Origin of the sequence: Streptomyces ossamyceticus, from assembly GCF_001418475.1 — a bacterium.
Lineage (GTDB): Bacteria > Actinomycetota > Actinomycetes > Streptomycetales > Streptomycetaceae > Streptomyces > Streptomyces ossamyceticus.
In genome coordinates, this window is sequence record NZ_LIQX01000920.1 from 1 (window position 1) to 2,319 (window position 2,319).

The 2,319-nt window shown below is 72.6% G+C and carries 3 protein-coding genes; all 3 read right to left on the reverse strand.

Annotated elements, in window-relative coordinates; all coding sequences use genetic code 11:
- Positions 1 to 160 precede the first annotated feature (160 nt).
- Positions 161 to 895: a protein-tyrosine phosphatase family protein gene (locus tag AOK15_RS40545; protein WP_055524188.1), complete on the reverse strand. Its 735-nt coding sequence runs from the start codon at positions 893 to 895 to the stop codon at positions 161 to 163.
- A 220-nt stretch (positions 896 to 1,115) separates the two neighbouring features.
- Positions 1,116 to 2,018, reverse strand: coding sequence for a hypothetical protein (locus tag AOK15_RS40550; protein ID WP_055524190.1), 903 nt, complete (start codon positions 2,016 to 2,018; stop codon positions 1,116 to 1,118).
- On the reverse strand, positions 2,015 to 2,319 hold a 305-nt coding region (locus AOK15_RS40555; protein ID WP_240508828.1), incomplete at its 5' end, for a PEP-utilizing enzyme. The genes AOK15_RS40555 and AOK15_RS40550, both read right to left, overlap by 4 nt.

Genomic DNA, 2,319 nt, shown 5'->3' on the forward strand with positions numbered 1-2,319 from the left:
CTGGCCGGGTACGGGGCGGTGGCGCGCAAGGTCTGAGACGGGCGCCCGAGATCTGAGACGGGTGCGCGAGGCGAGGCATGTGTAAGGGGCGGTCGCCAGGGGCGACCGCCCCTTACACATGCGCCCATGGCTCTGAGGGCAGGGCTGCGGGTGCGAGGGCTTACAGGTACGACCAGATGCGGCGCGGCGCGTCCACGAGGCGGCTGAGGGTGACCACCGACAGCGGCGGCTTCTCGGTCGCCCGCTCCCGCTCCAGGTTCAGTCCGTAGTAGATCTGCTCGACCGACGGCGGCCCGACCGACAGGTTGCGCCAGACCGCGGCCCCGGCTCCCTCCTGCCCGGTCTTGACGAGGTACGCCGCCGCCATCGTCCCTGTACGGCCGACGCCGGCGCCGCAGTGCACGAACACCGGCCCGGAGCTCCGGGACACGGTGTCGAGCAGCCGCTGCACCTGCTCCGGGCTCGGTGTCTGCCCGTCCCGCATCGGCAGGCGTACGACGTCCAGCCCCGCCTCGCGCGGCTTGGCGAGCTGCGCCGCGGACAGGTTCTCGGCCCGCAGGTCGACGACGGTTGCGAAGCCGAGGTCGGAGAGCGCCCGGTAGCCGGCGGGGGAGGGGGCCGCCCCTCGCCACAGCTTGCCGGCCGTGCCGACGGGCTGGAAGTTGTGGATGCCCTGCACGGCACGAGTACCGGCGGGCGGTGCGGTCGACTCGCCTGCGACGTACGACACGGCCAGGACCCCGAGCGTGCCGGCGGCCCACAGAGCGAAGTAGCCGAGCAGGACACCGACGACGATGTGCGCGACCCGGCGGCGCAGCGAGCGGGGGCGCGTGGCGGGGCGAGCGGGGGACGGCGGACCGGGCCGTACGGATGACGGCGCGAGGTTGACAGACATGGGTGACCCGAGGAGATGGGGGACGAAGGGCGCGGAAAAAGGGCCTCCGGTAGAAGACCCATTCGAAGCGTAACCCGGCATTATCGGGTGATCTGTCCTGATGTGTATAAACTCACCGAATTCATGTACTTTGCAGTGATCTTGCGTCGTGCGAGGTCAGGGGTGGATGGAGGGGCTCGAATCGCCGAGGGCGGGGGCATCGAGCCGTTGTCTCCGGGGCTCACCCCTCGTCCGTGTCGCCGATGCCGACCACGGTGAGACTCGCGCGGTCCACCTCGCTGTCCTCCAGGCAGCCGCGCAGCCGGAGGCGGTCGTGGTCGGTGAGGGCGGGCCGGACGATACCCGCGAACACGCCGTCGCCCAGCTCGCCGAGCGTGGTCCGGCGCAGGGGCACCGAGGTCGAGTTCCGGCACCGCTCCCAGGCCTGCGACGCCGCCATGAACTGCCGCTCGGTGGTCACGGGTACCCCGCGCATGTCGACCCTGACCAGCACCGACGTCGCCTCGGACCCGTCGCGCTCCTGCCTCCTGGTCTGGGTGAGGTCCGCGAGCCCCACGACGAGCGACGCCAGCAGCGCCACACCCACGGCCGCCACCGTGAACAGCCGTGCCGCCCGGCCCGCGCCGCCCGCTCCCAGTGGACGCTCGTCCTCCAGATCCGTCTCCGGCGCCGGATCGGGTGCCGCCAGCACGGACAGCTGTCCGGCCAGTCGCCGGTCGGCGGCCGGCCGGGCCGTGGCCGACGCGATCCGCTGCACCAGCCAGGCGATCCCGGCCAGCACCACGCCCGTCACCATCAGCACCGGCACGAACACATACGTACGGCTCGCCGGGTCCTGGAGCCAGCGGAACCGGTCTCCCTGCCGGTCCCCATGTTCCCGTGACTGCGTCTGTCGCAGTCGGGCGAGCACGTCCTGCTGCCTCCTGTCGCTCTCCCGGATCCGCTCCTCGATCCGCGCCAGCCGCCCCCACAGCACGATGCCCAGCAGCATCAGTCCGACGATCAGCAGCACGACCCCGCACAGGATGGCCCGCTGCCACTGCCATCGGTAGAGGTAGATCACGAAGTACCCGGCCGCTCCGGCCGCCGCGGCACCCGCGAAGAGGTAGGCCAGCCGCTTCATCGTGGCTCCTCCGGCCGTACGTCGCCGAGGGTGCCGTCGACCGTCAGCCGCGTGCCCGGCGGGAAGCGGTGTACCGCGTCGGCGGCTCCGACCACCGCCGGTACCCCGTACTCCCGTGCGAGCACGGTCAGGTGGGACAACGGACTGCCCGTCTGTGCCACGAGCCCCGCGAGGCGTGGCAGCAGCGGCGCGAACGCCGGGTCGAGGGTGCGGACCACGAGCACCGCCTCCTCGGGGCCCGCCCCCTCGCCGTCCCAGGCGGTGCCGAGGGCCCGCCCGGCCGACACGCCTCGTCCCGCGC

What these genes read in the sequence shown, in the direction of transcription:
- AOK15_RS40545 (WP_055524188.1), bottom strand. Translation starts at nt 895, where the DNA reads ATGTCTGTCAACCTCGCGCCGTCATCCGTACGGCCCGGTCCGCCGTCC.
- AOK15_RS40550 (WP_055524190.1), bottom strand. Translation starts at nt 2,018, where the DNA reads ATGAAGCGGCTGGCCTACCTCTTCGCGGGTGCCGCGGCGGCCGGAGCG.